The sequence below is a fragment of the Janthinobacterium foliorum genome (genome assembly GCF_978021625.1).
In genome coordinates, this window is sequence record NZ_CDXDQE010000001.1 from 298,363 (window position 1) to 322,396 (window position 24,034).

Genomic DNA, 24,034 nt, shown 5'->3' on the forward strand with positions numbered 1-24,034 from the left:
CGGTACCTATCGCCATTTTGAGTCAACGAAGCGCCTCCACCCACTGCGCCAGGCGGGCCACCAGCCCGCCGATGGCGTCCATGACCGGCCATGCTGCCGGCCTTCCGGCAGTTTCTCGTCCTGTAGCATTGTTGTTCCCCCGCATCCACCCCATGAGAAGTGCCGCCAGAAGCTGGCTGCCCATGGGCGATTCATTCCAGAAATTTTTTGATTGAGATCCTGATGCCACTGCCAAAATTACCGAGCAAGCCAGCCACCATCCTGGCCACCCAAGATTACCCAACCGCAGGCGCAGCGCGCCCGGCCACGAAAACCCCGGCAGCCAAGAAAGTGGCTGCACCGATCATTGAAGCGGCGATCGCCGAAGTTGCCAAGCCGGTCCGCAATGCGGCCACGAAGATCAAGCAAGTGGCGGCCCTGATGGTCGCCAAGCCAGTGGCAACGCCGGCGCCCGTGGCTGCCGCACCCGTTGCCGCAGCGGCGCCTGCCGCCAAAGCCAGGCCGGCGGCGAAAGGCAAGGTCACGCCGATCAAGTCCGCCAAGCAGGCCGAGCAGCCGCATCCGGCCAAGCACAAGGCCGTCGAAGTGCAGCTCAAGTCTTCCGTCAGCCGCGCCGCCGACCAGCGCGGCCTGTCGAAGCTGTTCGTGCTCGACACCAACGTGCTGATGCACGATCCATCGTCGCTGTTCCGCTTCGAGGAACACGATGTGTACCTGCCGATGATGACCCTGGAAGAGCTGGACAACCATAAGAAGGGCATGACGGAAGTGGCGCGCAATGCCCGCCAGGTGTCGCGCACCCTCGATGCCCTGATCAGCAACACGGACGACGACGCCATCGAACACGGCATCCCGCTGTCCAAGCTGGGCAACAAGGACGCCAAGGGCCGCCTGTTCTTCCAGACGCGCCTGCAAAGCGCCGACCTGCCGGCAGGTTTGCCAGTAGGCAAGGCCGACAACCAGATCCTCGCCGTCGTGCGCTCGCTGGAATCGGAGCAGGATGGCCGCCCCGTGGTGCTGGTGTCGAAGGACATCAACATGCGCATCAAGGCGCGCGCCCTGGGCTTGCCGGCCGAAGATTACTTCAATGACCATGTGCTGGAAGACACGGACTTGCTGTATTCGGGCATCGTGCAGCTGCCGGACGACTTCTGGAACAAGCACGGCAAGGACATGGAATCGTGGCAGGAAAGCAAGAACGGCTACAGCTCCACGTTCTACCGCGTGACGGGTCCGTTCGTGCCGTCGATGCTGGTCAACCAGTTCATCTATCTGGAACCGAAAAACGGCGAAGCGCCGTTCTATGGCCAGGTGAAACAGATCAACGGCAAAACGGCCGTGCTGCAAACCCTGCGCGACTTCAGCCATACGAAGAACAATGTGTGGGGCGTGACGGCGCGCAACCGCGAGCAGAACTTCGCCTTGAACCTGCTGATGAATCCGGAATGCGACTTCGTCACCCTGCTGGGCCAGGCCGGTACCGGCAAGACCCTGCTGGCCCTGGCCGCCGGCCTGGCGCAAGTGCTGGAAACCAAGCTCTACAACGAAATCATCGTCACCCGCGTAACGGTGCCGGTGGGCGAAGACATCGGTTTCCTGCCGGGCACGGAAGAAGAAAAGATGTCGCCGTGGATGGGCGCCTTCGACGACAACCTGGAAGTGCTGAACAAATCCGACTCGGATGGCGGCGAATGGGGCCGTGCGGCAACGCAAGACCTGATCCGCTCGCGCATCAAGATCAAGTCGCTCAACTTCATGCGCGGCCGCACCTTCGTCAACAAGTTCCTCATCATCGATGAAGCGCAGAACCTGACGCCGAAACAGGTCAAGACCCTGGTCACGCGCGCCGGTCCCGGCACGAAGATCCTGTGCCTGGGCAACATCGCGCAGATCGACACGCCCTACCTGACGGAAGGCTCCAGCGGCCTGACCTACGTGGTCGACCGCTTCAAGGGCTGGTCGCACAGCGGCCACGTCACCCTGGCGCGCGGCGAGCGTTCGCGCCTGGCGGACCACGCCAGCGAAGTGCTGTAAGTTGCAGCGGGCGGCATCAGCCGCCTCGCCATTCAAAAGCCCCGGCCGCAGCGATGCGGGCGGGGCTTTTTTCATGTGCGCGGGTTTTCCTGGCAGCATGGTCTAATACCGCTCCCCTTTGTCCGGAAACCGTATCCGATGCATCCCGCCTTCCAGTTGCTGCTCTGCCTAGTCCTTTTCACCTACGTGCACCTTTCCGTCATGGCCATATGCGCCGTGGCGTTTGGCATCCGCGTGCGCCACATCAGCTATGGCGTGGGGCCGACGCTGCTGGCCCTGGGCAAAGTCCGCGTCAGGCTGCTGCCCCTGGCGGGCAATGTGGCGCTGAAAGATACGCGCGAGGAAACCTTGTATGACGATGATCCCTGCCGCGACGCCTACAACTTCCAGCCCCTGTGGAAACAGGTGCTGCTACCCCTGAGCGGCGTAGCCATCTTGCTGGCCTTGTCGCTGGGCATTCTGGGAGCGTCGGGCTGGGAGCGTTTTCTCGCGGCATTCGGGCAGATCGTGCACGGCGCGCTGGCGCCGTTGTCGACGGCACAGGAACTGCTGGGTGAAGGCGAGGCGTTTGCGCGCACGCACGGCTTGGCGGCGGTCTTCGCCCTGTGCACCATCAAGCTGTGCGCGTTCAACCTGCTGCCGTTTGGCGGCCTGAACGGTGGGCAGGCGCTGCTGGCCCTCGCGCGCGGCGGCCAGCCGTACGTGGCCTGGGAAGAGACGGTGGCGCAGTGGCTGTTGCTGCCAGGGCTGGCGGTCTTGCTGGCGTGGCTGGCGGCATTCGGCTGGTATGGCTGGCACGCGCCGGGGGCGTAAGGCTGCGCCCCCGGCGTCATCCTGTCAGCCCACCAGCACCAGCTTGCGGTTGACGAATTCCATGATGCCCAGGTCCGACAATTCGCGGCCGTAGCCCGAGTGCTTCACGCCGCCGAACGGCAGGTCGGGCGCCGTGATGGCGGGCGAATTGATGAACACCATGCCCGTCTCGATCTGGCTGGCCAGGCGCTTGCCACGCGCCACATCGGCCGTGATGATGGTGCCGCCCAGGCCGAACGGCGAATCATTTGCCAGGGCGATGGCTTCCTGCTCGTTGCTGACACGGAAAATCATGGCCACAGGCGCAAAGAATTCCTGGTAATACACGGGATTCGACGGCGCCACCTCGGTCAGGATGGTCGGCTGCAGGAAATAGCCCTGGCGCGCGATGCGCTTGCCGCCCAGCAGCACCTTGGCGCCCCCTTCAACGGCCTGGCCGATTTGCTTGACGGCCAGTTCCAGCGCAGCCTGGCTGGACAGGGGCGCCAGGGTGGTGTCAGCGTCCATGGGGTCGCCTGGCTGCAATGTCGCCAGTTCCGCCTGGAAGCGTTCGAGGAACACGTCGGCGACGCTGTCGAGCACAATGAAGCGTTTCGATCCATCGCACACCTGGCCCGCGTTCTGGATGCGGCCGATGACGGCCAGCTTGACGGCCAGGTCCATGTCGGCGTCGTCGAGCACGATGAAGGCGTCGCTGCCGCCCAGTTCCATTGTGGTTTTTTTCAAGGCTTTGCCTGCCGTGGCCGCCACGGAAGCGCCGGCCCGCTCGCTGCCCGTCAGCGCCACGCCCTGCACGCGCGGATCGGCAATGGCCGTGGCCACTTGTTCACTGGAAAAGAATGCGTTCGTGTAAGCGCCAGCCGGCGCGCCCGCGTCGAGGAACAATTTTTCAAAGGCCAGCGCGCACTGGGGCACGTTGGACGCATGTTTGACCACCAGGGTATTGCCTGCCATCAGGTTCGGTCCCGCTACCCTGGCCAGTTGGTAATATGGAAAATTCCACGGCTCGACGCAGAAGATGACGCCCAGCGGCGCGATTTCCACGGTCGCCTCGCCGCGCTTGACGTCGAGCGGTTTGGGCGCGAGGAATTGCTCGGCATTATCGGCGTAGTAATCAAGAATCTTGACGCACAGCGCTACCTCCTGCTGCGCTTCCTTGAACAGCTTGCCCATTTCCACCGTAATCAGCTTGGCAAAGGCATCGCGCTGCTCCTTCAGCAGGGCCGCGGCCTGCTTCACCACGGCCTTGCGCTCGGCAAAGCTGCGCCTGCGCCAGTCGCCTTCAAAGGTGGTGGCCGCCTTGGCCAGGATGCTTTCCATCTGCGCATCGCTGTGCGCCGGAAAGGTCTGCTCGGTCTGTTCGCTGTAGGGATTCGTGGTCTGGTAGCTCATCGGTTTTCCTTGATCGTGGCGCCCCGGGATTGCGTGGGGCAGCTGCACAGTATGCGTGTCGGCAAGACAGCCGACAGTACGGGGACGAACATAGTGGCGAGACGTACGCAGCGACAAATCAGTTGCTGGGCTGCATGTGGCGCAGTATGCTGCTTGTCATGTTAAACAGCAGGAGCAGGCAATCACTTCCAGCCCGACGACGTTTCTCGTACGCTGCGCCGCAACGGCCGTGCTGCGGGGTATCCGCGCCTATCAGCGCTACCTGTCGCCCTATAAAGGTTTTTCCTGCGCCTACCGCGTGCTGGCGGGAGGCGACAGTTGTTCCGCGTATGGCTACAAGGTCATCGCCCGGCAAGGCTTGCGCGTGGGCTGGCCCCTGCTGCAGCGCCGCTTGCGCGCCTGCGGCGAGCGGCATCGCCAGCACCGGGCGGCGCATGCCCCGGGACGCAGCGCGCGCCATCGGGCGCAGGCGGGATACTGCGACCTGCCTGTCGCCGATTGCGGCGACTGTGCCTGCGACTGCGCCGACCTGGTCGATCTGCTCAGCCTGCGTTGGCCCGGCCGCAACAGAAATTCCACGTGGTCCGGCAGCGGCTATGCGTCGAGCGCCGCCTTAAAAAAACAGCAAGCGGAGCACCGCAAGAAGATCCGCCAGGGACAAGGGCATGGAAACTGAAATTCATTTCGGAACTTATAAATGAAATATTCATTCATAAAATGAATAACCCCTATCCCCACTATGAATTGGCCGGAAGCAAAGCTGCGGCCTATACTCATGCCGTCTCCTCTACACTGCTCCCCATGCACACCCAGCTCGGCCCGCACACACAGCGGGCTTTTTGTTCCCGGCTTTTGCCACTCTGCCATTCCACACAATGGTTTTTCCATAACAAGAACAGGGCGCGGCTTTTACCGTTAGCCTGCCCCGCAACAGGGAGCGCAGCATGATCGTGCGCGAGCGTCCTTCGGCGCTACGGCTGTTCCTGGTGGTACGCGGCTCCGTCCTGCCCCGCATCCGCACCACCCTCATCGTCAATACCCTGATCGCCACCATCGTTACCTGGTGTCATGGCACCCTGTTCGACCACAAGGTCATCCTGACCACCATCCCGTTCACCCTGATTGGCTTGCCGCTGGCGATCTTCCTGGGCTTCCGCAACACGGCAGCCTACGACCGCTACTGGGAAGCACGCAAATTGTGGGGCGAACTCGTTTTGCGCAGCCGTAACTTCTCGCGCCAATGCCAGACCATGATACGCAGCGACACCCTGGCCCACGCCAAACTGGGCCTCGATGACGTGCGCGTGCGCATGATTTACCGCACCATCGCCTTTTGCCACGCGCTGCGCCACCAGCTGCGCGACACGCGGGGCCCGGCCGACTTGCAGCCGCTGCTGCGCCCGGCCGAATGGGATGCCGCCTGCAAGGCCTCGAACCCGTCCGACTACCTGATGCTGCAGATGGGCCACGACCTGGCCGATTGCCTCGAGCAGGGACGCATCGACAGCATCCTGGCCACGCAGATCGATAACACGGTCTCGGCCATGGTGGGCGCGGGCGCCTCGTGCGAACGCATCCGCAGCACGCCGATCCCTTTCTCGTATTCGCTGCTGCTGCACCGCACGGCTTATCTGTACTGTTTCCTGCTGCCCTTCGGCCTTGTCGATTCGCTCGGTTTCATGACGCCGTTCGTCGTCGCCATCGTCGCCTACACCTTCTTTGGCCTCGATGCGCTGGGCGACGAGATCGAGGAACCGTTCGGCGAAGACGCCAACGACCTGCCGCTGTCGGCCATGTGCCGCGCCATCGAAATCAGCCTGCGCGAATCCTTGCAGGACGACAATGTGCCGCCGCCCATGCAAGCCAACGATTTCCTGCTCCATTGAGCTGCGCGATAACGCTTCCGCTTGACCTTCCCACCGGGGCAAGGCTTACAGTGGAAGCACTTAATCATTCAAGGAGTGCTTGCCATGTATCAGTTACAAGTTGAAAACATGAGCTGCGGCCATTGCGTCGGCTCGGTCACGAAAGCGGTGCAAGGCATCGATCCCGCCGCCCAGGTGCAGATCGACCTGGCCAGCAAGAGCGTCAAGGTGGAGTCGTCCGCCGAACTGGGCGCCATCAGCGCCGCCATCGTGGAAGCGGGCTACCCCGTCACCACTGCGCAGTAACAGCAGCAGCCTCGACGAGACAGCCGGCCCTTGCGCCGGCTGTTGTTGTTTACCCGTCCAGCTCCGGGTAGTGGCGGAAGATGCCATCTTGATTGAAGGCAATGCGGCGCGTCGACTGCAGGTAGCGGGCGATATTCGGCCGCGCCGCCACGGCATCGTGCAGCGCGTACAGGGCCGGATAGGCGGGCGCCAGGCGCGCCATGGCTTGCGGAAACGCATAGCGCAGACCGGCCAGCATCTGGAACAGCGACAGGTCGGCATACGTGAGTTTTGCCCCGGCCAGGTAGGAGCCGCGGCTGTGCAGCAAGACTTGCGTGAAATAATCGAGGAACTTGGGCAGGCGCGTGGCGCGGAAATCCGCGCTGCGCAGCATGGCCGCCTGCTTTTGCTCTGCGTAATACTGATTCATCGACAGCGGGTGATGCGTGTCGTGCACTTCCGTCAGCCAGTCGGCCATCGTCAACTGCAGCTGGTTCAGCCACAGGCGCCCGCTTTCCGCCCTGGGCGCCAGGCCCAGGCGCCGGCCCAGGTAGAACAGGATATTTGGTGTCTGGCCGATCAGCAACTCGCCATCGCGCAGCACGGGCGGCGCGTAGGCCGCATGCGGCGTGCTGTCGCCATCGAGGCAAGCCAGCATGGCGGGCATGCCCTGGCCCTTGCGTTCGGGCAAACGGGCGATGTCGCGGTAGTCGGCGCCCGCCTCTTCCAGCGCCAGCCGGATGAATTCGCCACGTCCCTGTATCGTGGGCCAGTAGTACAGTTCATAGGCCATGCCGTACCCCTTGTTTTAGTTCAATGGCAACACGCTTTCGTATCTGCTTCACTGGCCAGGCCCAGGCTTTGCAGGATGGGGCAATCGGGCTTGTCGTCGCCATGGCACGACTGCGCCAGGTGGGCCAGGGTGTCGCGCATCTCCGTCAACTCGGCGATGCGCTTGTTCAAGTCGGCCACATGCGCCAGCGCGATGCCTTTCACGTCGGCGCTGGCGCGCTGGTCGTTTTGCCACAGCGACAGCAATTCGCGGATCTGCTCCAGAGAAAAGCCCAGCCCGCGCGCGCGCTTGATGAAACGCAGGGCGTGCAAATCATTGGGCGTGTAGATGCGGTAGCCCGCGTCGCTGCGCGCGCTGGGTTTTAACAGGGAAATGCTCTCGTAGTAGCGTATCATTTTTGCCGAGACGCCCGTTTCACTGGCTGCCTGTCCGATATTCATTCAAGACTCCTTGCTGTGCGCGCTACCTGAATCACTGCGGGCTGTCCAGCGGCGCAGCAACAGGGCATTGCTGATCACGCTGACGGAACTGAAGGCCATCGCCGCGCCCGCCACCATGGGGTTGAGCAAGCCGCAGGCGGCCAGCGGAATGCCGATCATATTGTAGATAAATGCCCAGAACAGATTCTGCCGTATCTTGCTGTAGGTGCGGCGCGAGATATCGATGGCGTCCGCCACCAGGGCCGGATCGCCGCGCATCAGGGTAATGCCGGCCGCATGCATGGCCACGTCCGTGCCGGTCGACATGGCGATGCCCACGTCGGCCGCCGCCAGGGCGGGCGCATCGTTGATGCCGTCGCCCACCATGGCCACTTTCGCGCCCGCGCCTTTCAGCGCGACAATTTTAGCGGTTTTATCACCAGGCAGCATTTTCGCCACCACCGTATCGATGCCCAGCAAGGTGCCGACGGCGTCCGCGCTGCCCTGGTTGTCGCCCGTCAACATCACCGTGCGGATACCCAGGCTGTGCAGATGGGCAATCGCGGCCTGCGCGCCGGGCTTGACCTGGTCGCTGAAAGCAAACAGGCCCAGCAGCTGCGTACCCGATGCCAGCCAGGAAATCGTATTGCCCGTGTTTTCCAGCGACAAGGCCTGGGCCGCCAAGGGCGCCATGTCCACGCCCTCTTCCTGCATCAGCCGCGTGCTGCCCAGTTTCAAGTCCAGCCCGTCGACCTGGGCCGCCAGGCCGCGCCCCGGCAAGGCCGACAGGGCCGTGGCGGGCAAGGGGGCGATGGCGCGCGCGCTGGCCGCGTCGAGCACGGCCGTCGCCAGGCTGTGTTCGCTACCGCGCTGGATGCTGGCCGCCAGCTGCAGCAGCCGCGCTTCGGCTATGCCGTGCGCATGCAGGGCCGCCAGAGCGGGTTTGCCCACCGTCAGGGTGCCCGTCTTGTCGAACACGACGGTGGTGACGGCGTGCGCCACTTCCAGCGCTTCCGCATCCTTGATCAGGATGCCGTAGCGGGCGGCCACGCCCGTGCCGGCCATGATGGCCGTCGGCGTGGCCAGGCCCAGCGCGCACGGGCAGGCGATGACCAGCACGGCCACGGCATTGATGATGGCGTTCTCCAGCTCGCCCGTGGCGAACCACCAGCCCAGCATGGTCAGCAGCGCCAGCACCAGCACCACGGGAACAAAGACCGCACTGACCTTGTCGACCAGGTGCTGGATGGGCGCCTTGGCCGCCTGCGCATCCTCCACCAGGCGGATGATGCGCGACAGGGTCGTCTCGCCGCCCACGGCTTGCGTGCGCACCAGCAGCAAGCCATCGGCGTTGATGGAGCCGCCCGTCACCTTGTCGCCCGGATGCTTGTCGACCGGCAGGCTTTCGCCCGTGATCAAGGATTCATTGATCTGGCTGGCGCCTTCCACCACGACGCCATCGACGGCCACCCGCTCGCCTGGGCGGATCACCACCAGGTCGCCCACTTTCACCTGTTCCACGGGCAAATCTTGCTCCACGCCATCACGGCGCACGCGGGCCGATTCCGGACGCAGCACTTGCAGCGCGCGGATGGCCGAGGCCGTTTGACGCTTGGCGCGGCTTTCCAGCCATTTGCCCAGAAGCACGAGAGTGATGACGACGGCCGACGCTTCGAAATACAGGTGCGGCAGCATCTCTCCCGCCGTCAGCCACTGGTAGACGGACAAGCCATACGCGGCACTGGTGCCCAGCGCCACCAGCAGATCCATATTGCCGCTGCCGGCGCGCGCCGCCTTCCAGCCCGCCCTGTAGAAGCGCGCGCCGAAATAGAATTGCACGGGAGTCGCCAGGGCAAATTGCAGCCAGCCGGGCAGCATCAGGTGGATGCCGGCCCATTCCAGCAGCATGGGCAGCATCAGGGGAAAGGCCAGCACGGCCGCAAAGGCCACTTTCATGCCATCGCGGTTCGGCGCGGCGGCGGGCGCGCCGGCCTGGCTGGCGGCCGGCACCTTGGCTGCATAGCCGGCCTTGCCGATGGCGGCGACCAGCGCAGCCGCATCGGCCTCGCCCGTTACCTTGACGCGCGCGCTTTCCGTGGCCAGGTTGACGCTGGCGGCCAGCACGCCGGGCACCTTCAGCAAGGCTTTTTCCACCCGGCCCACGCACGAGGCGCACGTCATGCCGGCGATGTTCAGGTCGATTTCGCGCTGCGCCACCGCATAGCCGGCCTTTTCCACGGCCGCCTGCAAGCTGGCCAGGGGAATCGGCGTGCTGGACGTGACCCTGGCCATTTCCGTGGCCAGGTTGACGCTGGCAGCGGTCACGCCCGGCACGGCGGCCAGGGCTTTTTCCACGCGGCCCACGCACGAGGCGCAGCTCATGCCTTCGATGGCCATGGCCTGCGCATGGGTGGCGGAAGTGGAAATGTCGGGAGCGAGTGCGGTCTGGTGCATGGCAGATCCTGTACGAAAGAGTTACTGATAGGTACAGGATCTGCTATCCAACGATGGGAAGGTCAAGCCCTATTTGTCGCGTGCGGGCCTTGCCTGATTGATATCTTCAGCGCACCACGCAATCGACGGCGGCCGCCTTGCCGGGGGCGGCAGCACCGGGCCCGCTCGATGGCGACGGCGTGAAGGCCGGCGGCGGCGTGAACTGCATGCCGGGATTGGCCGGCAGGATCACGGGCGGCTGCTTGAGGCTGGGCGTAAAACCGAACTGGCCGGCGGCAAAATTTTGCGTTCCCGCTGGATTGGTGACATGAATCAGGCCATCGAGCACCTGCACATACAGGCCCGGCGCCCTCGCCGCCCCGCCTGATGCCGGCACCGACGGCAGCGACGGCGCCGAGGACGGTTCATAGCTGGCAACAAATGTCGTGCCGCGGATGCCGATGGTGGCGGCCGGCGTCTTCATTTCGAAGCGCTCCTTGTTGCGCTTGCCCAGCAAGCCCGTGACGGAACGCAAGCCCCCCTTGAGCAGGCTGAAGATGGCGTGGTCGCCATCGGGCTGTTCCGCCGTGTAGGCAAATTGCTCGATCACGAAGCTGGTGTTCGGCTTCAGGGTGATTTCGCTATTGTCGATCAGCTTGATCAAGGCGTAGGTTTCCTTTTCCGTCAGCAAAGTATCGCCCTGCTCGACTTCGGACTTGATCGCAAGCAGCTTGACCTTGCCATCCGCCTTCTTGGCCATCAGCGGGCCGCTCAGTTGCATCACCGTGCCGGCCACCTGGCCAGCCCAGGCGTGCGCGCCCAGGCACATCAGCGCCAGCCACAGCAGGGCCTTAGTTGCAATACATTTTTTTAGCGGCATCATCGAATTTGTATCCTGTTGGTTTGTCTGTAGCGCCCGTGGCATCCTTGTCATCCTTCTTGTCATCGGCCTTCGTGTCAGCCAGTAAAACTGGCTGGGCCATGTCGTTGGCCCGGTCCGCCTGCTTGATGATGCCCAGCGCTTTGTCGATGGCCGTGTTCAGGCCAGGATTGACGACGGGCGGATCGATGGTCGTGGCGGGCCGGAAGATGGCGTCCGCCATGCTCACCGTGCCATTCGGCGCCAGCAGGGTAACGCCGCTGCGCTGGCGGTTGATGCGCACGCCCGCCCCCCCCGTGATGCTGCCCGTTTTCGCCAGCACGCTCATGCTGCCCGCCGCCGGCAGGGTGATGCTGGCCGTATCCGCGAAGCGCACATTGGAACCGGCGCTGGCGCTCACATTGCCGCCGCTGGCGAGCTTGGCATTGCCGCCAGCGCTGATGTCGCGCCCGGCCGTCAGGCTGACATCGCGCGCCGCCAGCAACTGCGCGCCATCGCCCAGCACCACGTCCGTGCTGGCATTGAGCACGATGTCGTTGCCCTCGATCTTGCCGTTCACGCTGACGGGGCTGTGCGCCGTCAAGGCGACGTTGCCGCCGTTCGCATTGATATCACCGGCCGCCAGCGCGCCCGTGTTGTCGATGGCGATATTGCCCGCGCCCGTGACGAGCGTGCCCAGGGTCAACTGGCCCGGCGCCGAGGTATTGTTCAGCACGATGCCGCCGCCCGCGCTATTGCTGGCGCTGAAACTGCCCACCTGGTTGCCGGCGTTGCCCAGCACGATGCCATTGCGCGCCTGCGCCGCCAGGCTGCCGGCGACCAGCGCGCCGTCCTGCCCGATGGCGCCGTTCAGGGCGCTCAGCTGCACGGCGTTGGCCGCCAGGCTGGCGAAACGCAGGTCGCCGCTCGCTTGCGTGATGGCCAGCTGTCCACCCAGGCGGATGGCACCGGCGAGCTGGCTGAAGCTATTGGCGACGAGCAAGTTGCCATTGCCGCTCAACATGCCGCCCCCTTGCGCATAACGGTCGGCCGACAAGCTGCCGTTCAGCAGCAAGCTGCCGCCGTTAATTTCCAGCCCGGCCAGGCCGCCCAGCACGGAGCGGTCCAGTACGCTTTCGCCCAAGGTCAGGCTGCCCCCCGTCAACAGCAAGCCCGAGGCCGAATTCAGGTTTTTCAGGGTGGTGTTGCCAGCCGCCGCGCTGTAGGTGATGACGCCGCTGCTGTGCGAAAAATCGACGGCCACCACGTTGGCGCCTTCCGGCACCACGCCGCCATCCCAGTTGGCGGCATCGCTCCACAAGCCATTGCCGCTGCCGATCCAGGTGGACAACTGCTTCTGTGCAATCGATGCCTGCGTCGTGCCGCCCGTCGTGTCCAAGGTGTAGTTGCCCGCGTCGGCGCCGGCCAGGCGGAAGCCGCTGGCCGTCACCTGCTTGCCAGTGCCCGCGTTCTTGTCGGCAAAGCTGCCGCTGCCGCCCACCACGCTGACCACGTCCTGGCCCAGCACGCCATTCGCCGTGGCGCTGACGGTGGCGCCGGTGGTGCCGTCATACACCTTGTTACTGGCATTCAAGCCGCCCAGGGTCAGGCTGGCGGGCGTAATGCTGGCCAACAAGCCTGTCGGCAAGACGATAAAGTAATTGCCCGCGTCCTGGCCGGCCAGCTCCACTCCATACAAGGTCACGGCCTTGCCAGCCCCGGCGTTCTTGTCGGCGAAGCGGGCAGCGGCCAGGACATTGACGCTGTCGCCGGCGATACGGTCATCGCCCAGGGTCACCGTGGCGCCCGTCGTGCCATCGTAGACTTTGCTGCCGGCCACGCCAGACATATTCAAGGCGCGCGCGGCGATATCGGCCGTGGTGCTGCCGCTGTTGGTACCCAGCACATAGTTGCCCGCATCGCTGCCGCTCAAGCCCACGTTCGTCACGCTGACGGTTTTACCCGTCCCCGCGTTCTTGTCTGCAAACGCCGCCTGTCCGCTCACCGTCAGCACATCGCCCTGGATGCGGTCGTCGCCGATGTGGATGCCTGCGGCAACCGTGCCGTCATAGGTCTTGCCGACGCCGCCAAAATTCACGTTCAGGGTGCGCGCCGCGATGTCGGCCGTGGTGCTGCCGCTGTTCGCGCTGAGCACATAGTTGCCTGCATCGCTGCCGCTCAAGCCCACGTTCGTCACGCTGACGGTTTTAGCCGTTCCCGCGTTCTTGTCCGCAAACGCCGCCTGGCCGTTCACCGTCAGCACATCGCCCTGGATGCGGTCGTCGCTGATGTGGATGCCTGCGCCAACCGTGCCGTCATAGGTCTTGCTGACGCCGCCAAAATTCACGTTCAGGGTGCGCGCCGCGATGTCGGCCGTGGTGCTGCCGCTGTTGGCACCCAGCACATAGTTGCCCGCATCGCTGCCGCTCAAGCCCACGTTCGTCACGCTGACGGTTTTACCCGTCCCCGCGTTCTTGTCCGCAAACGCCGCCTGGCCGCTCACCGTCAGCACATCACCCAGGATGCGGTCGTCGCCGATGTGGATGCCTGCGCCAACCGTGCCGTCATAGGTCTTGCTGACGCCGCCAAAATTCACGTTCAGGGTACGCGCCGCAATGTCGGCCGTGGTGCTGCCGCTGTTCGCGTTGAGCACATAATTGCCCGCATCCTGTCCTGTCAGGTGGCCCGTCGCCACCTGGTAGTCGACCACCTTGCCGCTGCCCGCATTCTTGTCGCGGAAGCTGCCCTGCAAGCCTGCCATGGTCACCTGGTCGCCTGCCACCAGGCCTTCGAAATAGCCATTCAGGGTGGCGCCGGTCGTGCCGTCATAGACGCGGTTCTGCGCACCGGAGACGCCGTAGTTCAGCAGGCGCGCCGTGATATCGGCCGTGGTGCTGCCGCTGTTCGCATTGAGCACGTAGTTGCCCGCATCGCTGCCATTGAACGCCACGTTCGTCACGCTGACGGCTTTGCCCGTCCCCGCATTCTTGTCGCCGAAGGCCGCATTGCCCGTCACCGTCAGCACGTCGCCCTGGATGCGGTCGTCGCCGATGTTGACGCCTGCGCCAAGCGTGCCGTCATAGGTCTTGCTGACGCCGCCAAAATTCACGTTCAGGGTGCGCGCCGCGATATCCGCCGTGGTGCTGCCGCTGTTCGCATTGAGCACGTAGTTGCCCGCATCGCTGCCGCTCAAGCCCACGTTCGTCACGCTGACGGCTTTGCCCGTTCCCGCGTTCTTGTCCGCAAACGCCGCCTGGCCGCTCACCGTCAGCACATCGCCCAGGATGCGGTCGTCGCCGATGTGGACGCCTGCGCCAAGCGTGCCGTCATAGGTCTTGCTGACGCCGCCAAAATTCACGTTCAGGGTGCGCGCCGCAATGTCGGCCGTGGTGCTGCCGCTGTTCGCGCTGAGCACGTAGTTGCCCGCGTCGGCACCGTCCAATGCCACGCCCGTTACATTGACGGTCTTGCCGCTGCCGGCATTCTTGTCGTTGAACGCCGCATTGCCTGCCACCGTCAAGGTGTCGCCGCTGATCCTGTCGTCGCCAAAATTGACCAGTGCGCCCGTCGTGCCGTCATAGGTCTTGTCGACGCCATTCAAGCTGATATTCAAGGTGCGCGCACTGATGTTGGCCGTGCCGTCCGCCGTCGTCGCGGCCAGGCTGTAGTTGCCCAGTTCATTGCCGCCCAGGGCCAGGCCGCTGGCGTGCACGGCCTTGCCGCTGCCCGCGTTCTTGTCGAGGAAGGCGGCCACGCCGCTGATGCTAATGCTGTCGCCCGCGACCAGATTGCCCAGCACGAAACTGGCGCCGTCGTAGCCCAGGGTGCCGTCATATACCTTGCCATTGCCGCCGATGCTGACACTCAGCACGCGCGGCGTGATCGCAAAGGTGGTGGTGCCGCCGAAGGTGATGTCGTACTTGGTCGACCACAGTCCCGTCAAATTGTAATTGCCCGCGTTGCGCGCATTGCCGTAGCCGAGGCTGCCGTTGACGCCCGTGTCGCCATCGAGCAGGCCCACGTAGCCGATCGTGCCGAGGAAAGCGGCCAGCTGGCCATCGTAGACCTTGCCGCTGGCATTGTCGGACACGTTCACTTGCAGCGGTTTCAGCAAAGCCTTCAGCATCGGCGTCGTGTAACCTTCGTAGATGCGCCAGGTGCTGCCGAAATCAAAGCCGTTGAAGCTGCCCTGCTGCTGCATCTGCGCCGTCGTGCGGCCACTGGCGCCCCCCTGGTCCATGACGATGCCGGCCGTCTCATAGTTGAAGAAGGCGTTGGATACCACCGCGCCCGGGTCGGCACGGCCCACCACGCCGCCCGCCGTGCTGGCGAAACCGTTGCCGGCCACGGCGCCGCTGCTGTAGACATTGCTGGCGCTGCTGCCCGCCACGCTCCAGCCGACCAGGCCGCCCAGGTTTTCATGCACGACGACGGGGTCGCTGTTGCCGGCGGCGCCCACCGCGCCGCTAGCGTAGGCATTGCTGATGGTGCCGCCATTGCGCCCCACCAGGCCGCCGATATTCGCCGCGCCGCGCACGCTGCCCGTGGCATACGACTGGGCAACCGCCCCTTCGTTATTGCCCACCAGGCCGCCGACCATGGCGCGCGCGCTCGTGACGGCGCCACTGGCCGTCGACGCCGTGATGCTGGCGCCCGCCTGGTTCAATCCCGCGAGGCCGCCGACGCCGCCCGCGTCATCGGCATTCAGGCCCGTCACCGCGCCGCTGGCGCTGGCAGCCGAGATCGTCCCGCCGTTGCTGCCGACGAGTCCACCCACATTGCGCCGGCCGCTGACGGCGGCGCTGCTGCTGACATTCTCGATCGTGCCGCTGAGTACATTGCCCACCAGCGCGCCCACGTTCGCCACGCCGGAGACGCTGCCGCCGATCAAGTTCAGGTTGCGCACGCTGCCGCCCTGCAAGCTGCCAAACAGGCCCACGGGCGAATCGTAGGTGCTGCCATCGATGATCAAGCTGCTGATGGCAAAGCCGGCACCGTCAAAGGCGCCGGCGTACGCCGCGCCGCCACCGGCGATGGGAATAAAGCCCTTGCCGCCATTCCAGTTCAGTGTGCCGCCGGCATCGATATTGCCCGCCAGGCGATAATTATTGTCCAGTCCCAGGCTGCCGATGCCTTGCAAGCCATAGATGTCGGCAAGCAGGTACGGTGAGCCCGCGCTGCCATCGCCGCCGGCCACACGCAGGAAACTGGCGCCGCTGCCGATGGAAAAACTCTTCGCGCCGAAACCGGGCAAACCGGGCAAACCGGGCAAACCGGCGCCATTTTGCACCCAGCTGCCGCCGTCCAGCACGAAGCTGCCGTCGACCGTCACGGCAGCCGTGGCCGAGATGGCGGAGCCCGAATTGAGGTGCAGGTCGCCCGTCCTGGCCAGCGCATCCGATATGCGCATGCCGCCCGTGTTCGTGCCATCGCCGATTGTCAGCGACGCGGCGGAAATGCCTGCCAGTTCCGTCCTGGTCAAGCCCAGGGCGGTGCCCGACTTGGTGCCCAGGTCGATGCTGCGCGCGTTGCTCAATGGCTTGATGAGCACATTCGCCGCGCCCGCCGTACCGCCGAAGTTGATGCCGCCGTTAATGCCGATATTATCTGCCTGCAGGGTCACCGTCTGTCCGGCGCTACCGCTGCCCAGCAATTGATCGCCGCTGCCCGTCAGGTCGATCGCACCGTTCGCGAGATTGCTGGCCAGGGTCAGATTGCCGCCGCCGACATTGACCACGCCGGCCCCGCCCACGCTGGCGCCGGACAGGAACGCGCTGCCGCCATTCGTGGTGATGGCCGCGGCCAGATTGATATTCGAACCGGCGCCGTAAGGCGTTCCGCTGGCGGCATTATTGGCCAGCAGCGTGACGCTTCCGCCGTTGGTGGTGATCGCCGAATTGACGTTGATCGTTTCACCGGCCATGGCAGTCAAGCCGGTGCCGGCGTGCGTCATGTTGATGGCGCTGTTGAAATTGATGCGGTGCGTGGCCTGCAGCATGACATCGCTGCTGGCACCGGAAATGAGATCGGCGCCGATGTTGGTGCTGCCGCTGGCCGGGGCATCGGAAAACTCGTCGACGTCGCCGAGCGCACCGCCGGTACCGGCCACCACATTGATGTCATACGGATCGAGCAGCCAGGTACCGCGCTTGCCCGCGCCCGCGCGCGTATCGACGCGGATGCCGTCGACGGCCAGGTAATGGCCCGAGGTTTCCACGAAACCGCCATCGCCGCCAAGGGCGCCGCCGCGGGCGGAAATGCTGCCGTGCACCTGCGCGGACGCATCGCCCCAGACGATGACCTTGCCGCCCTTGCCACTGCTGACGGCATCCGCGGCAATGCTGGCATCCTGGTTGACCACCACCTGGCGCGCATTCTGCACGTCCGCATTCTTGCCCTGGTAGTCGCCGCCCAGCAAGACGGTGCCGCCGCCCGTGGCGCCGCTGGCATCGATTTTCGCGTTGCCGAACAAGCCCACCTGGTCGCCCAGCACGGAGATCTCGCCGCCCTTGCCGGCCGCTCCCGTGGCCGAGGTCACGCTGCCTGCCGACAAGACCGTCTGGCCGCTGGCCTTGAGCACGATCTTGCCATTCTCGCCGACGGCAGCGCTGTTCGCGTTGAGCACGCCGCGCTGGCTGACCAGCGCACCGGCCATGCCGATGCTGCCGCCCTGGGCGATGATCTGCCCCAGGTTCAGCGCCTGGTCGCCTGGTGCCGAGACCAGCACGCGCAATTGCGGGTTGCCGGGATCGGCCAGCTGCACGCTGCGCCCGGCGGCCAGGATCACTTCGCCATTTGGCGCCGTGATGATGCCCGTGTTTTCCACGTTGGGCGCGATCAGCAGCACTTGCCCGCCCTTGCCGGCATTGATGACGCCAGCATTGCTGACGCCGCCAGCGACGCCGCCGGCCGCAAATTCTCGCTTGCCGGCCAGGAAATCCCCATTCGAGATGCCCAGGCTGGAGGCCACCAGGCCATTCACGTCCACTTTCGCGCCCTGGCCGAAGACGATGCCGTTCGGGTTGATCAGGAATACCTTGCCGTTCGATTCCAGGCTCCCCAGGATCTTGCTGGGGTCCTGGCCCGTAATACGGTTGAGCACGGCGCTGTTGCCGTTCTGCTGGATGAAGCGCGTGATTTCACCGGCGTGGATGGAGAAACTTTGCCAGTTGATGATGGTGTTGGGCGTGTTCGTGATCGAGAAGATATTGCCCTGCTGATTGAACGTCGCCTGGCCATTGACCACCTGCGGCAAGGCGGGGTTGGCGTGCGCCGCGCCGAAGCAGGAGGCCAGCAGCAGCGCCAGCGCCGTGCGGCGCAGGGGTGGCCCGTACGGCGGCAACATCTGGGCGGAAACGGCGGCGTGGTGGACGGAGGTGTGCATGGTGTTCATCCTGATGCTAGTAAGCCAAGGCAAGGCGGAAATGCAGGCGGTTGGCGTCGCGCTTGCCCGTGTCGCCCGCGTCGACGACGTGGGCGTAATCGAGTTGCAGATTCGCATAGCGGCTCAGCAGCAAGCGCAGGCCCAGGCCGGCGCTGGCGATGCCCTGTGACGGGCTTTCTCCGGGCAGCGCATGGTTGCGGCGCAGCCAGGCCGTGTCATAAAAGGCCAGCGCGCGGCATTGGTAAGCGAGCGCCTGCGCGCACCAGTTCGGCGTGTACAGCTCCAGGTTCAGGCTGGCGCCGGAATCGTTCGACGCTTCGCGTTCGGCAAAGCCGCGCACGGATGCCGCGCCGCCGGCGCCGAACTGCTCGCCCGGCACCAGCGCGTCGGGCGTGACCTGCGCGTTGAACAGCGCCCGCCATTGCCAGTCATTGGCCAGCACGCGGCCCGACGTGGCGCTCAGGCGCAAGGTGTTGTAGGCGGCCTTGGCATGCGTGCGCACCCTGTCGAAATCGGCTTGCGCGCCATGCTTGCCGCCAGGAATGTTATGCGCGAACGTGACGGCCACGCTGGTTTCGCCCATCGGCAAGGTCCAGGCGCCGATATAGCTGACGCTGAGCGGGTGCACGGTGACGTCGGCGCCCAGTTCCATGCCGAACAATTGCACGCTGTTGCGGTAAGCCTTGTAGTCGACGCCGTACACGAGCTTGGGTTCGAAATCGTCGCGGCGCGCAAAGTTCTGGTTGTAGCGGATGCCGGCCATGCTGCCCTGGCCGCTGACGGCCAGGTCGAAGATGCCGGCCGAGACGCTGCCTGAATCGACGTTGGAATAGCTGGCGAAAAAGTCCATCGAGTCGCCCAGCGCGTAAAGGGGCAAATGGTAGCCGGCGCCGTATACGCCCACCTTGTCCGGTTTTTCCAGGCTGCTCGTGTATTGCAGGCTGGCCACATGGTCGCGGCCCCACAAGTTGGCATGCTGCAGCACCACGCCCACGTGCGTCTTGCCTGTCTCCTGCGCGCCCGTGTTGTCCACGTTGAGCATGGCTTTCCACGCCGTTTCGTCGGCCACCGCGACGATGGCGTCGATGGCACCCGCCTTGGCGGCCGCCTGCTCGTCCGCCTGCAGGCGCACTTCGATCTTGCGCGCCGGGTTTTCATTGGCCAGCTTCAGGCTTTGCGACAGGGCGTCCAGATTCGGCGTCCGGCCTTCGCGTAGAGACGGCAAGGCGCGCCGCACGTTGGCCTCGTCGACGTGCGTGTTGCCGCTGACGGACACCCTGCCCAGCGGCGTCTGCAGCACGCTCAGGCGTACCACGCCCCGCTCCAGTTCCTGCTCGGGCAATTGCACCCGCACGGTGCTGTAGCCGCGCGCGCGGTAGGCGTTTTCCAGCGCCTCGACGGCCCGGGCGATATCGGAAAAATCACGCTGGCGGCCCGTGAACGGGGCCAGCAAGGCTTGCACCTGGGCCGCGTCGAGCAAGGTATTGCCCTGCACGTCGAAGCGGTTGATGTCGAAGCGCGGCACGCCGTCCTCGGCCAGCACAGGCTCGGCGTGATCCATGGAAACAGCAGCGCCGGCGGCGCCGACGGCGAACAGCAGCGCGGAACCCGCAAGCAGGTGCACCAAACGATATGTCATGAGAAGGATTTCTTGTGTAACGGGACCCGCGCGCGGCGCAGCAGGCGCCAGCGGCAGCGTGTCCAGCAATGGATTGAAGACAAATTTTAGACGGCTTTTAGTTTCCAGTCAGAAATTTCTGACGTTTTTGCCGCATTTTTCTCGCAGCGCACCATACATCGTGCAGACAAGGATGAAACATGGCTTAATCGTTAATATTTTCCAGCTTGTGCGCTATCTATTTGCTATCCAGTGCCGCCACCCCATCCCAGTCTGCCGGCGGCGGCGCGGCGCGGTAATTTGCCACGCGCGCCGCATACAGCCGGTACAGGCCATCGTCGGGGAAATCGGCCTGCAATTGCGCGATCAGCGCGCCGGCGGCAGGCCAGTCGCGCGCGCGCAGCCGTTCCAGCGCCGCGTGCCAGCGGTCCAGCTGCGCCAGCTCGGCGGGCGCCGCGTCGGCCAGCAGGCAGCGCGGCTCGAAGATGGCGACCGCCTTCTGCTTGCCCAGTACCCTGACCAGGTCCAGTTCGCGGTACAGGAACGCGGGCGCCGCCGCGCGCGTGGCGGGCCCGACGACGATGCCCACGCCGTAGCGCTTGCTGGCCCCTTCCAGGCGCGCGGCCAGGTTGACGCTGTCGCCCATCACGGTGTAGGCGCGGCGGATGCGCGAGCCCATGTCGCCCACGTGCATGGGACCCGTATTGATGCCGATGCCGATGCGCAGCGGCGGCCAGCCGCGCGCGGCGAACTCGCCGTTCAGGCGCGCCGCGCTTTGCTGCATCAGCAGCGCGCTGGCCACGGCGCGGCTGGCGTGATCGGGAAAGGCCACGGGCGCGCCCCAGAAGGCCATCACGGCGTCGCCGATGTATTTGTCCAGGGTGCCGCCATGGCTGTCGCGGATATCGTGCGACATGGCCGTCAGGTAGGCATTGATGTATTCGCGCAGCGCGGCCGGCGCCAGCTGCTCGGAGATGGCCGTGAAGCCGCGCACGTCGGCAAACAGCACCGTCAGTTCGCGGTTCTCGCCATCCATGGTGTAGCGCTGCGGGTTGTCCGCCATCTCGGCCACCAGTTCGGGCGCCACGTATTCGCCGAAGCGCGCCACCAGCGCGCGGCCCTTGCGCACCTCGAAAAAATAGCCCCAGGCCAGGTTGACGATGAACAGCGCGACGATCAGCAGCAGCACCACGGCGCCGCCCAGCACCAGGTCGCGCACGGCGTACAGGTACAGGTTGATGGCGATGGTCAGCGCCAGCGCGCCCAGGGTCACCAGCATCACGCCGGCCGGCGGCAGCACGGCCAGGGCGCCGGCCAGCAGCACGCCGAACAGCATTATCTGCACCAGCTCGAGCGCCAGCGCATAGTCGGGGCGCGCCTTGAAGCGGTCGTCGAGGATGGACTTGATCAGGTTGGCATGCACCTCCACGCCCGGGTATTCCGCATTCACGGGCGTGGCGCGGATATCGTTCAGGCCGGGCGCCGTGGTTCCCACCAGCACGATGGCGCCCTGCAGCAGCGCGCGCGGCACCGTGCCCGCCAGCACGTCCGACGCCGACACATAGCGGAACGCGCCGCCATCGGGACCGCCCGTGCCGCGGTACTGCACCGTGGTGGTCAGCGCCTCGCCCACGGGAATCGCCGTGGCGCCGCGCGGCGTGAACAGCACGAGGTGTTCGAGGCCGGCGTTGTCCAGCTGGCGCGCCGACAAGGTGTCGGCCGTGGCCGTAAAACGGGGGGCGATGGCGCGCGCCTGCAGGTAGACGGCGGCCGTGGCCAGCGACAGAGACGGATAGTAGCCGTCGCCGATGCGCGTGAGCAGGGTCGAGGAACGCACCACGCCATCGGCATCGGTCAGCGCCGTGAAGATGCCGGCGCCGCGCGCGGCGGCCTGCAGCGGCGCGATATTGGCTTCGTAGCCATGCGCCACGTAAGCCGTCACGGTGCGGCCATTCAGGTCGGCGACGCTAAAGGCGGGCTGCGGCAGCACGCCCTTGGCCTGCCGCGCCGAGACGCTGTAGCCCAGCACCACGGGCTGGCCGCGCATGGCATCGGCGAACAGGCCATCGTAGTCCATGGCCGGGCGCAGTTTTTCCAGCTGCGCCGGCAAGCCCGCCACGCCGGCCAGTTCGCCCTGCGCCAGGCCTTGCAGCACGGCGTAGCCGGAACTGGTGTCCGCTTCCGGAAACGCGATGTCAAAGCCCAGGGTGGCGACGCCGTAGTGGCCGGTCAATTGCCGCACCAGGCGCGCCTGGATATCGCGGCTCCACGGAAAGCGGCCCACCTGCGCCAGGCTTTTTTCATCGATGTCGACGATGACGATGCGGCTGTCGAGCTGCGGCGCGTCGAAGCGCATGCGCCAGTCGCCCAGCATGGCGTCCAGCCGCGCCACCGTGGCGCTGCCGGACAGGCACAGGATAGCGGCCGCCACGGTCAGCAGCGCGCCCAGCAGAAAGCGCGCGCCGTGCTTGCGCAAGGCCTGCGCCAGCGCCGCGCGCCAGGCCGTCGTCACGGGGTGTAGCCCGGAATGGACGCCTCGTCGACGGCATCGATCTGGCTCGGATGCATGTGCTTTTCAGCGAAGGTCAGATAGACCTTGCTGCGGATGAAGACGTCGAACAGCTCGGGGTCGATATGCCCGTTCAGGCTGAAATTGCCGAGGATGCGCAAGGATTCCGACAATGGCTTGCCCTTTTTGTAGGGCCGGTCGCGCGCCGTCAGCGCCTCGAAAATATCGGCAATCGCCATCAGGCGCGCCGGCACCGACATCTGCTCTTTCGTCAGCCCGCGCGGATAGCCCTTGCCATCCATGCGCTCGTGGTGGCCGCCCGCGTATTCCGGCACCTTCTGCAGGTGCTTGGGCCAGGGCAGCGCTTCGAGCATGCGGATCGACACGCTGATATGGTTGTTGACGATGGCCCGCTCGGCCGCCGTCAGGGTGCCGGCGCGGATGGTCAGGTTTTCCGTCTCGTCGGCGTCGAGGAAGTCGCGCAGCTGGCCGTCGGCCGCGCGCCAGCGGCGCTTGGCGATTTGCCGCACGCGCTGCTGGTCGGCCTGCGCCATGCTCTCGCCGCCGATGTTCACCGTGCGGATGAAGTCGCGCTCCTCGCGCAGGGCGGCTTGCTCCTGCGCCAGCGCCAGGGCAATGGCCTCGCGCTGCTGCGGCTGCGCCGCCTGCTGGCGCAGGGCCGCGATCTCCGCGTCGCGCAGCAGCACTTCGTAGCGCGTGTCGATGAGGGCGATGCGGTCGAAAATGGTTTCCAGCTTGGTGGCCTTGTCGACGACGTGCACGGGCGTGGTGATCTTGCCGCAATCGTGCAGCAAACCGGCCAGCCACAGCTGCTTGCGTTCGTTGTCGCTGAGCCGGAAATCGGCCAGCGGTCCCGTTTGCGTGGCGTGCGCGGCATCGGCCAGCAGCATCGTCAGCTCGGGCACGAACTGGCAATGGCGCCCCGTATACGGCGACTTTTCATCGATGCCGATATTGATCAGGGTGACGAGCGACTCGAGCAGCTCTTCCAGCTGCGAGATCAACAGCTGGTTCGTCAGCGCCACGCCGGCCTGCGCCGCCAGCGCCTCGATGAAGCGCTGGTCGGTGGAAGAAAACGCGCGCACGGGACCGGCGGCGCCATCGCGGGCATTGACCAGTTGCAGCACGCCGATCAGATCGCCCTCGTGATCGCTCATGGGCACCGTCAGGATCGATTGCGTGTGGTAGCCGTGATGGCGGTCGAAGGCGCGCATGCCGGAAAAATTGAAGCCCTCGTCGCGGTACACGTCGGCGATATTCACGCAGCGGCGCATGTTCGCCGCATACGCGGCCACCGAGGCCAGATTGGGCTGGCCCGCGCCATCGAACAGGGGCACGCCGGGCAAGCCGATGTCGGCCCCTGGCGCGATGCCCAGGCTGTCATTGACGCTGATGTGGAAAGCCAGTTGGCGGCCGTCGGGCGCGGGCCGGTACAGGGTGGCGCCGTCGGCGCCGCTCATGCTTTTCGCCAGCAGCACGATGCGCTGCAACAGGGGGCCGATATCGCGCCCCTCGCCGCCCAGTCCATGGCCGAGCGCGACACTGAGCTCGGTCAATTGCTCCAGGCGCTGGGCGATTTTCTCGGGGTGCAGCTGCGGCATGGTATCGG

At 65.4% G+C, this 24,034-nt stretch carries 14 protein-coding genes; 5 read left to right on the forward strand and 9 right to left on the reverse strand.

What is annotated here, in order from left to right:
* Positions 1 to 222: 222 nt before the first annotated feature.
* Entirely contained in the window at positions 223 to 2,034 is a 1,812-nt protein-coding gene (locus tag ACZ92H_RS01380; RefSeq protein WP_465048268.1) for a PhoH family protein, read from the forward strand.
* A 138-nt stretch (positions 2,035 to 2,172) separates the two neighbouring features.
* Positions 2,173 to 2,847 carry a site-2 protease family protein gene (locus ACZ92H_RS01385; RefSeq protein WP_465048267.1) on the forward strand — a complete coding sequence of 225 codons (675 nt, stop codon included), beginning with the start codon at positions 2,173 to 2,175 and terminating at the stop codon, positions 2,845 to 2,847.
* A 24-nt stretch (positions 2,848 to 2,871) separates the two neighbouring features.
* Here the strand turns inward: ACZ92H_RS01385 and ACZ92H_RS01390 are convergent, their stop codons facing one another.
* Positions 2,872 to 4,239, reverse strand: a complete 1,368-nt coding sequence (locus ACZ92H_RS01390) for an NAD-dependent succinate-semialdehyde dehydrogenase (RefSeq protein ID WP_131370880.1) — start codon at positions 4,237 to 4,239, stop codon at positions 2,872 to 2,874.
* A gap of 229 nt (positions 4,240 to 4,468) precedes the next feature.
* Here ACZ92H_RS01390 and yidD point away from each other — a divergent pair, with 229 nt between their 5' ends.
* The 3 genes from yidD (at position 4,469) to ACZ92H_RS01405 (ending at position 6,410) form a co-directional block, all read left to right on the forward strand.
* Positions 4,469 to 4,915 (forward strand): membrane protein insertion efficiency factor YidD, encoded by a 447-nt coding sequence (gene yidD / locus ACZ92H_RS01395; RefSeq protein ID WP_465048266.1) that lies wholly within the window; start codon positions 4,469 to 4,471, stop codon positions 4,913 to 4,915.
* A gap of 268 nt (positions 4,916 to 5,183) precedes the next feature.
* Positions 5,184 to 6,125: a bestrophin family protein gene (locus ACZ92H_RS01400; RefSeq protein ID WP_131370883.1), complete on the forward strand. Its 942-nt coding sequence runs from the start codon at positions 5,184 to 5,186 to the stop codon at positions 6,123 to 6,125.
* 84 nt (positions 6,126 to 6,209) lie between these two features.
* Positions 6,210 to 6,410: a heavy-metal-associated domain-containing protein gene (locus ACZ92H_RS01405; protein WP_131370886.1), complete on the forward strand. Its 201-nt coding sequence runs from the start codon at positions 6,210 to 6,212 to the stop codon at positions 6,408 to 6,410.
* A 49-nt stretch (positions 6,411 to 6,459) separates the two neighbouring features.
* On the opposite strand, the gene ACZ92H_RS01410 is transcribed toward ACZ92H_RS01405, so the two are convergent.
* From ACZ92H_RS01410 to ACZ92H_RS01445, 8 genes are all read right to left on the reverse strand, one after another.
* A complete protein-coding gene (locus ACZ92H_RS01410; RefSeq protein WP_465048264.1) occupies positions 6,460 to 7,182 on the reverse strand; it encodes a glutathione S-transferase in 723 nt (240 codons plus the stop codon).
* A 20-nt stretch (positions 7,183 to 7,202) separates the two neighbouring features.
* Positions 7,203 to 7,622: a Cu(I)-responsive transcriptional regulator gene (cueR, locus tag ACZ92H_RS01415; RefSeq protein ID WP_465048263.1), complete on the reverse strand. Its 420-nt coding sequence runs from the start codon at positions 7,620 to 7,622 to the stop codon at positions 7,203 to 7,205.
* Positions 7,623 to 9,998 carry a heavy metal translocating P-type ATPase gene (locus ACZ92H_RS01420; protein WP_465048463.1) on the reverse strand — a complete coding sequence of 792 codons (2,376 nt, stop codon included), beginning with the start codon at positions 9,996 to 9,998 and terminating at the stop codon, positions 7,623 to 7,625.
* Positions 9,999 to 10,161: 163 nt separating this feature from the next.
* Positions 10,162 to 10,917, reverse strand: a complete 756-nt coding sequence (locus ACZ92H_RS01425) for a FecR family protein (RefSeq protein WP_465048262.1) — start codon at positions 10,915 to 10,917, stop codon at positions 10,162 to 10,164.
* Positions 10,886 to 18,277 (reverse strand): YDG domain-containing protein, encoded by a 7,392-nt coding sequence (locus tag ACZ92H_RS01430; RefSeq protein ID WP_465048261.1) that lies wholly within the window; start codon positions 18,275 to 18,277, stop codon positions 10,886 to 10,888. Before ACZ92H_RS01430 ends, ACZ92H_RS01425 begins: the two co-directional genes overlap by 32 nt.
* A 16-nt stretch (positions 18,278 to 18,293) precedes the next feature.
* Entirely contained in the window at positions 18,294 to 19,916 is a 1,623-nt protein-coding gene (locus ACZ92H_RS01435) for a ShlB/FhaC/HecB family hemolysin secretion/activation protein (RefSeq protein ID WP_465048260.1), read from the reverse strand.
* A gap of 217 nt (positions 19,917 to 20,133) precedes the next feature.
* Complete coding sequence (locus tag ACZ92H_RS01440; protein WP_465048259.1) at positions 20,134 to 22,407, reverse strand: CHASE2 domain-containing protein; 2,274 nt, start codon at positions 22,405 to 22,407, stop codon at positions 20,134 to 20,136.
* The gene (locus tag ACZ92H_RS01445) at positions 22,404 to 24,026 is read right to left on the reverse strand and encodes an HD domain-containing phosphohydrolase (RefSeq protein ID WP_465048258.1); all 1,623 of its coding nucleotides are present in this window, start codon (positions 24,024 to 24,026) and stop codon (positions 22,404 to 22,406) included. The genes ACZ92H_RS01440 and ACZ92H_RS01445 overlap by 4 nt, the downstream gene beginning before the upstream one ends.
* Between the last annotated feature and the right edge of the window lie 8 nt (positions 24,027 to 24,034).

Excerpts from the sequence above, each read along its gene's own strand:
- ACZ92H_RS01380 (WP_465048268.1), top strand. The coding sequence starts at position 223 with ATGCCACTGCCAAAATTACCGAGCAAGCCAGCCACCATCCTGGCCACC.
- ACZ92H_RS01385 (WP_465048267.1), top strand. The coding sequence starts at position 2,173 with ATGCATCCCGCCTTCCAGTTGCTGCTCTGCCTAGTCCTTTTCACCTAC.
- ACZ92H_RS01390 (WP_131370880.1), bottom strand. The coding sequence starts at position 4,239 with ATGAGCTACCAGACCACGAATCCCTACAGCGAACAGACCGAGCAGACC.
- ACZ92H_RS01400 (WP_131370883.1), top strand. The coding sequence starts at position 5,184 with ATGATCGTGCGCGAGCGTCCTTCGGCGCTACGGCTGTTCCTGGTGGTA.
- ACZ92H_RS01405 (WP_131370886.1), top strand. The coding sequence starts at position 6,210 with ATGTATCAGTTACAAGTTGAAAACATGAGCTGCGGCCATTGCGTCGGC.
- ACZ92H_RS01410 (WP_465048264.1), bottom strand. The coding sequence starts at position 7,182 with ATGGCCTATGAACTGTACTACTGGCCCACGATACAGGGACGTGGCGAA.
- cueR (WP_465048263.1), bottom strand. The coding sequence starts at position 7,622 with ATGAATATCGGACAGGCAGCCAGTGAAACGGGCGTCTCGGCAAAAATG.
- ACZ92H_RS01420 (WP_465048463.1), bottom strand. The coding sequence starts at position 9,998 with ATGGCCATCGAAGGCATGAGCTGCGCCTCGTGCGTGGGCCGCGTGGAA.
- ACZ92H_RS01425 (WP_465048262.1), bottom strand. The coding sequence starts at position 10,917 with ATGATGCCGCTAAAAAAATGTATTGCAACTAAGGCCCTGCTGTGGCTG.
- ACZ92H_RS01430 (WP_465048261.1), bottom strand. The coding sequence starts at position 18,277 with ATGCACACCTCCGTCCACCACGCCGCCGTTTCCGCCCAGATGTTGCCG.
- ACZ92H_RS01435 (WP_465048260.1), bottom strand. The coding sequence starts at position 19,916 with ATGACATATCGTTTGGTGCACCTGCTTGCGGGTTCCGCGCTGCTGTTC.
- ACZ92H_RS01445 (WP_465048258.1), bottom strand. The coding sequence starts at position 24,026 with ATGCCGCAGCTGCACCCCGAGAAAATCGCCCAGCGCCTGGAGCAATTG.